Raw genomic sequence first — 6,972 nt, 5'->3', positions numbered from 1 at the left:
TCCGACACGGGGCCGCTCTGCCACCCAAAAATTCCGCAACTCTTTCTTTCGAAGTTCGACACGGGACGCTACCCTGCGCGCAATTCAACGCACGCAGGACCATCGACTTGACCGAAATCATCCTAGTCCGCCACGGCCAGGCCAATTCCAACGCCAAGGACGAGGCCAGCTATGACCGGCTATCCGATCTTGGCCATCAACAGGCGGCCTGGCTGGGCGATCACATGCGCGGGACAAACGATCATTTCGATCATGTCCTGACCGGCACGCTGACCCGGCAGGCCGACACCGCCCGCGCCATGGGTTTCGAGATCACCGGACAGGATAAACGCCTCAACGAGCTGCAATATTTCCCGATGGCCGAGGCCCTGGAAAAGCAGCACGGTACGCCCTATCCGCAAAGCGTCAGTGACTATGTCCATCACCTGCCTGTCCTGATGGACCATTGGCACCGCGACCTGCTGGACGGGATCCCCGAAAGGTTCAGCAGTTTCAGCACCCGCATCACGCAGTTAATCGACGAGCTTTGCGGCGCGCATGGCCGGGTATTGCTCGTCACATCGGGTGGCGTCATTGGCATCATCATGCGGCACATTCTGGCCCTGGACACCGCCGCCACCTCTCGTGTCATGCTTCAGATCATGAACAGTTCGATGCACAGGTTGCATTATGTCCACGATCAACTGATGCTTGGGACGTTCAACGCCACGCCGCATCTGGACGCGCCGGACCGCGCCCACGCCCGCACTTTTGTCTGAGCCCTGAAAGGGATTGCGCCCATGAAACTCTACTACGCGCCAAACACCATCTCGATCGCTTCGGTCATAGCCCTCGATGAAACCGGCATGGCGTTCGAACCGGTTCGCGTCGATTTCGCCTCCGGTGAACAGACCAAGCCGGCCTATCACGAAATCAACCCCAAGGGCCGTGTGCCGGCATTGGTCACCGATCATGGCATCCTGACCGAAACCGGTGCAATCCTCGAATACGCGGCCGCCTCGAAACCCGAGGCCGAGCTGATCCCCACCGACCCCTGGCGCGCCGCCCATATGCGGGCGGCGATGTATTACCTGGCGTCGACCATGCATGTGAACCACGCCCACAAGATGCGCGGCCACCGGTGGGCAAATGACGAGGCATCACGCGCGGACATGACCGCCAAGGTGCCGCAAACAATGACCGAAAGCTGCACCTATGTCGTCGAAAACGTCCTGACCGGCCCCTATGTAATGGGCGAGACCTTCACCATCGCGGACCCCTATCTCTACGTGGTCTGCTCCTGGCTCGAAGGGGACGGGGTCACGGTCGAGGATTTCCCGAAAATCATGGCGTTCCGGACGGCGATGCAGTCCCGCGCATCTGTCAAACGGGTGCATGACAGCGGCATGCTCGGCTAGGTCGATCAGCCGCCGCGCACCAGGTCGTCCTCGTCATCGACAACCGAAACGCCTAGCGCGTCCAGACCGTTTTCGAGATGATCCGACAGGTGCGGCGTACCCAGAAGGTAATCCGCGGTGGGCGTCGTGGCTTCTTCGCGGGCGGTGGCCAGTGCTTCGTCCAGATCTTCGGCGGCAAAACTGTCCCGCCCGATCCACATAACGGCCACAAGGCTTGCCTGCTCATCCTCGCTCAACCTGTCGATAAAGGCTCGGAGCTCCCCTTCGGCCCGCTCCAATTCCCGCGCCATCAGGATAACCTGGGCGATCTTATATGTACTGATATCAAGCATTTGGTACCTCCTGTCAGCGCATAACCATCCCCTTTTGCCAGCCCCGCCGGCAAAGGTCTTTGATCTTGCTCAATAGGAGGCGGTGCGCTCTACCGCAGCACCTTGCCTTCAGGCCATTCCAACGCATGGTCCAGTTCAATGAGCCGGTTGGCGCCTGCGTCCAATTCGAACTCCCACGCCATGATACCACGTTTGCCGTCCACATTCTCTTCGGTTGGGCGGGGTTTCGCCATCCAGCTTATCTCCAGGTCTTCCTGCTCCGAAAACGGCACCCGGTCCAGAAGGCGCACGGGCCATGCCTCGCCGGTCAGGTTCTCGACCTTGATTTCAACCGCTTCGGAAAGCTCGTTGGATTTCGTGATGATCCCGCGATCGCCTTCGTTGCGGTCAAGCACGGTGCGCGTCAGGCGTAGCCCGTCAATCGGCCCGAAGGAAAGCTCCGCCTCGGCGCCCGCCGGGATCAACTCGAGGCCCTGCCGTCCGATGAACCGGCCATCCATGTAGAACATTGCCGTGCCGGGCAGGATCAATTCACCCATGTCGTTGGTGATCCCCGCCATCAGGAACGCATTGCTATCGGTCAACGGGACAGCCTGCGCCACGATTTCGGCAGACGTGCTCAGATCGCCAAGCGCAATCCGAACGTTATCGGCACGGGAGGCAACCGACACTTTGCTGGGATAGCTATAGGTCACCGCCAGCCCGTCAAAGGCGGCTGCGGCCTCTTCGACCATCGGCGGCGCTTCCGCTTCCATCACGACGTCCGCCGCCGCCCCCATGGCAAAGTCCTGGACCCGTTCCAACTGTTTCGAGCGGACCTGCGCGGGATCTTCGATCCAGCGTTGCCAGGGCCAGATCTGCCCCGGTGCGGTTTGCTCGGACGGGCGCACTGTCGAAAGGGTCAGGTTCACATCGCGCCAGTTCTCACCGGTGCCCTGAGCTATCAAGGCGCCGCGTTCGATCTCAAGCTGACCGGACGCGCGCTCCAGCGTGACATCGTAGACCGGTTGCCAATTCGCTTCCCAGATGTTGTAGGTAACAGACAGCATGCCTTGCGTCTGATCCGCGGCAGAGACCGAGACGGCCAGCATCGCGCGCGCCTTGTCCTCGGGCACCAGCGCCTGCAACGCTTGCCGTGCCTTTTCCAACGCCTCGCGCAAATCCTTCAGGCCACGTTGCGCCGCATCGGCGCGCAGCCGCGCGTCAAGGGCGGCCTGCTCGGCGGCAAGGGTCTCTTCGCCGATCATGCCCACCAGGTCGCGTAGCGCCGAGACGTCCAATTCGGCCACGCCCTCCCCTTCGCCCAACTGGCTGAGGAAAGCGACACGGGCCTCTGCGGCATTGCCTTCAAGCGTGATCCGTTCCACATCAGCTAATCCCAGGCGCAACTGTTCTTCGATCCGCTCGACCTCGGCCTCGGCCACCTTGATCGCGGCGTCGTCATCACCACTCCGGGGCGGCACGAAGTCATTGCGCACGGTCAGGCTGCCCATGGTCACGCCCTCGACCGACACCCGCACGGTGTCGAGCGGCGTGCCCTGCGGCAGGTCGGTCAGGATCAACTCGTGCTGCCCCGCCGGGACTTCAAACGGAATTTCGCGCGTGACGGTCGCGCCTTGGGGATAAAGCGTTGCCGCCGTCACGGCGCTGGTCAAAGCGATATCTTCGGCAAGGACAAATGTGGGGAAAAAGGCCAAAACGATCGGCAAGGCACGCATGGGGAAAACTCCTTGAATCACTACGATGGTCTTAAAGTGGGGGTTGGAACACGGCAAATTCAATAACCAATACCGAAGATCAGCGATTAACCGCAGTTTCCGTCGCGGGTCCCCGCGGTTTTGTCGAACCGCTCCGGTGATGCCAACCGGGAAATGACTTCGGTGAGATCCCCGTCAGCAGTCCTGATCAACGACCTTGGAAAGCTCCACCAGAAGATTGTCCATATCCAAAAGAGACTGGTTCAACTGACCAAGTATTTGAAACTGGTCATCTATCAGTCGCTCAGCTTCTTGCGAAACCTGTCCCTCGTTTGAGAGCTCCTTCACCAGGCTTCGTTGGTTTTCGGCGGCACTTACTGCCGTTTGAGACGCAGCACCAGACACGCTCCTGACAAACGCGACCATGCGCAGCACACCAGTGCTATGCGCAGCAGCCGGACGGGAATAGGGCGCAAGCGCAACCGTTCCGCTACCGGCAAGCAGAGCCGCACCAATAAAGTTACGCCGGTTTGCGAAGGTGTTTTCCAATGACATTAATTTTCTCCTGAGAGGGTAAACTATCTGCTCAGGATACCAAAAAACCGCTGAAATCCGTAACGCCCGGCACAGCAACCAGACAAGCAGAGGCCCGCAGGCACTGCTTACCCCCCTGCTCCCAGCAGACATTTCGCAAAAATAACAGTGGTAGAACCGAAGGGCGGCACGACCCGCCCTTCAGCAAAGGTTCTTAGCCTTTTTTCAGCACCCGCGCGCCGAGGGTTTCGGCGATCTGCACGGCATTGAGGGCCGCGCCCTTGCGCAGGTTGTCACTCACGCACCAGAGGTTCAGGCCGTTTTCGATCGTGCTGTCCTGCCGAATGCGGCTGATGAAGGTGGCGAAATCGCCGACACATTCGATCGGCGTGACGTAGCCACCGTTTTCGCGCTTGTCGATCACCATGATCCCCGGCGCTTCGCGTAGGATATCACGGGCCTCGTCTTCGTCGAGGAACTCCTCGAACTCGATATTGACCGCCTCGGAATGGCCGACAAAGACCGGCACGCGCACACAAGTGGCCGTGACCTTGATCTTTGGGTCGACGATCTTTTTCGTCTCGGCGACCATCTTCCATTCTTCCTTGGTCTGACCGTCCTCGAGGAAGACGTCGATATGCGGGATCACGTTGAAGGCGATCTGCTTCGGATAAACCTTGGGCTCGACCTCCTGACCCGGCACGTAAACGCCCTTGGTCTGGTTCCACAGTTCGTCAATCGCGTCCTTGCCGCTGCCCGAAACCGATTGATAGGTGCTGACCACCACACGCTTGATCGTCGCACGGTCATGCAGCGGCTTCAGGGCCACAACCATCTGCGCGGTCGAGCAGTTCGGGTTGGCGATGATGTTCTTCTTGGCATAGCCCTCGACCGCCTCGGGGTTCACTTCCGGAACCACCAGCGGCACGTCGGGGTCGTAGCGATAGAGCGACGAGTTGTCGATCACGATGCAGCCTGCCGCCGCGGCCTTGGGCGCATAGACCTTTGTCGCCTCGGAGCCCACGGCAAAAAGCGCGATGTCCCAGCCGGTGAAGTCGAAAACATCGAGGTCCTTGGTCGTGAGTGTCGTGTCGCCAAAGCTGACTTCGGTGCCCAGCGATTTTCGGCTGGCCAACGCGGTGATTTCGTCCACCGGGAACTGGCGCTCGGCCAGGATGTTCAGCATTTCGCGGCCCACATTGCCTGTGGCGCCAACGACGACGACCTTGTACCCCATTTGATTTTCTCCAGTATTAGAGGGTTGGCTGCGGCCTCTTACCCCCTAAGCGCCGAAGTGGAAAGGGGGTGCGTCAGTTGGTGCTGTCGCGGCTGAAGAGATAGATCGCCATCCCGAGGAGCAGTGAGACCCCGATAAAGCCAAAGACCGCCGCATACCCGGCCTCGACCCCATGGGCAGAGGCGGCGTTGTGCAAAGGCCCTGAGATGAACTGCATCACACCCACGCCACCGATGCTGCAAAGGTTAAGCAGGGTCACCCCACGACCGGCCAGGTGTGGCGGGAAGAAGCCGCGCCCATGGGCCATGATGACCGGATAGGAGCCGCCAAAGAACCCTAACGCCGCGCAGAGCGCGATGGAGAGCCACGGGTTGACCCCCACGAAAAACGCCAGCGCCAGAACAGCCGCGGCGCAGAACACATTGCCGACGAAAACCACCCATTTCTGCGTTTTGAACAGGCGATCCAACGGTCCGTAGCAGAGTGTGCCGCAGATCATCGCCACCCCCATGATGAGCGTGGCCTGTCCCACCTGCCCGGTTGTGAGGCCGAAGACATCCTGCAGGTAGGGCCCAATCCAGAGGCCCCGCACCGCGCCCGCGGGGGTGTAGCTCACGATTGCCAGCGGCAGGATCGTCCAGAGGACCGGCATTTTCAGCAGATCCAACAGGGAGCCGCGGGTTTCGCCATTGACCGGTTCGGGGTCGCGCACGGTCAGAGCGATACCCAGCGCCACGAGGCCCGAGACCGCCGCGAGCGTCCAAAGCGACAACCGCCATCCCAGCGTTTCAGCGGCCCAGGCCATTGGATAGGCCGCCACCAGGTTGCCGACCGATCCAACGCCCACCATCAGGGCCGCCAGCGTCGCGAACTGCGCCGCCGGGAACTGCCGGGCGAAGATGTAATAGGAGGCCATCAGCACCGGCGAGCACCCAATCCCGATCAGCAGCATCGCGATGTTGATGTGGAGCGCCGATGTGGCCATCGCGAACACCGCCGCGCCACCGGCCCCGCCAATCAGAAGCAACACCCATGCCGTGCGCCGCGGCCCGATCCGGTCCAGCGCCCAACCGACGGGGATTTGCATCGCCGCGAACGAGAGAAACCAGAGGCCAGAAGCAAAGGACAGATCATCCGGCGTCGTGCCAATATCCTGTGCCAGAACGCCGCTGAGTACCGCAAGGAAGGCGCGGAAAAACTGGCTCAGCACATAGGCGAGGCAAAGGAGGGTAAGACCGGCACGCATCGGGTGATCCCCTATTCAGAACAATCCCTGTGCCTGCCTCGCATGATGGCCGCGCGACCACAATGGGGTATCGTCTTGGCGGACATGCCGGAAATCAGGTGTCCGGCCAGCCATAGGCCATGGCGCTATCGCCGTTGTCGCGCAGATGCTCCAATCGCTCGAAGGCTTCACCGAAGCCGGGTTTGGTAAGCGGGTCCACGTCCCAGATCACCAATTGCGGCCCCTCGACCGCTTCGAACCATTCCGCCGTGCGCTTGAGGAATGCACCATGTTCGATGTTGAAGGTGTAATCGCGCAGGTCATCCACACTGCGCCAGACCGATACGGTGGCCGAGACCCTGTCATCATGCCCAAGCAACGCCAGTTCGTGCGCCGCATTGTCGTCAGGGATGCGCCAGATGAACCCGGGATGCGCCTCGGCCTCGGCATAGACCCGCGCCACCGCCCCCATGAATTCGGACAAACGGGTATCGTCGGGGGCGAACTTCATCCGCCCCCAGTTCATCTGGGCGATCGCCATGGGCAGTCT

The 6,972-nt window shown here is 60.9% G+C and carries 8 protein-coding genes; 2 read left to right on the top strand and 6 right to left on the bottom strand.

The features are described from left to right. The first annotated feature begins 107 nt into the window (after positions 1–107). Positions 108–758, top strand: coding sequence for a histidine phosphatase family protein (locus tag RBB29_RS14615; RefSeq protein WP_306114564.1), 651 nt, complete (start codon positions 108–110; stop codon positions 756–758). A gap of 21 nt (positions 759–779) precedes the next feature. Continuing rightward, complete coding sequence (locus tag RBB29_RS14610) at positions 780–1,397, top strand: glutathione S-transferase family protein (protein WP_306114565.1); 618 nt, start codon at positions 780–782, stop codon at positions 1,395–1,397. A gap of 5 nt (positions 1,398–1,402) precedes the next feature. Here the strand turns inward: RBB29_RS14610 and RBB29_RS14605 are convergent, their stop codons facing one another. From RBB29_RS14605 to RBB29_RS14580, 6 genes are all read right to left on the bottom strand, one after another. Further along, positions 1,403–1,729, bottom strand: a complete 327-nt coding sequence (locus RBB29_RS14605) for a DUF3775 domain-containing protein (RefSeq protein WP_306114566.1) — start codon at positions 1,727–1,729, stop codon at positions 1,403–1,405. Positions 1,730–1,818: 89 nt separating this feature from the next. Next, on the bottom strand, positions 1,819–3,447 hold the full coding sequence (locus tag RBB29_RS14600) for a DUF4139 domain-containing protein (RefSeq protein WP_306114567.1): 1,629 nt from the start codon (positions 3,445–3,447) through the stop codon (positions 1,819–1,821). Positions 3,448–3,621: 174 nt separating this feature from the next. Then, a complete protein-coding gene (locus RBB29_RS14595; RefSeq protein ID WP_306114568.1) occupies positions 3,622–3,981 on the bottom strand; it encodes a hypothetical protein in 360 nt (119 codons plus the stop codon). A gap of 193 nt (positions 3,982–4,174) precedes the next feature. Further along, a complete protein-coding gene (locus RBB29_RS14590; protein WP_306114569.1) occupies positions 4,175–5,197 on the bottom strand; it encodes an aspartate-semialdehyde dehydrogenase in 1,023 nt (340 codons plus the stop codon). A gap of 73 nt (positions 5,198–5,270) precedes the next feature. Further along, positions 5,271–6,443 carry an MFS transporter gene (locus tag RBB29_RS14585; RefSeq protein ID WP_306114570.1) on the bottom strand — a complete coding sequence of 391 codons (1,173 nt, stop codon included), beginning with the start codon at positions 6,441–6,443 and terminating at the stop codon, positions 5,271–5,273. Between the two features lie 94 nt (positions 6,444–6,537). Beyond that, positions 6,538–6,963 carry a DUF3291 domain-containing protein gene (locus RBB29_RS14580; protein WP_306114571.1) on the bottom strand — a complete coding sequence of 142 codons (426 nt, stop codon included), beginning with the start codon at positions 6,961–6,963 and terminating at the stop codon, positions 6,538–6,540. Positions 6,964–6,972 lie beyond the last annotated feature (9 nt).

Source organism: Roseovarius sp. MMSF_3359 (assembly GCF_030733385.1).
Lineage (GTDB): Bacteria > Pseudomonadota > Alphaproteobacteria > Rhodobacterales > Rhodobacteraceae > Roseovarius.
Note: the sequence above shows the minus strand (reverse complement) of the source record. Positions and strands in the feature narration are given on the sequence as shown.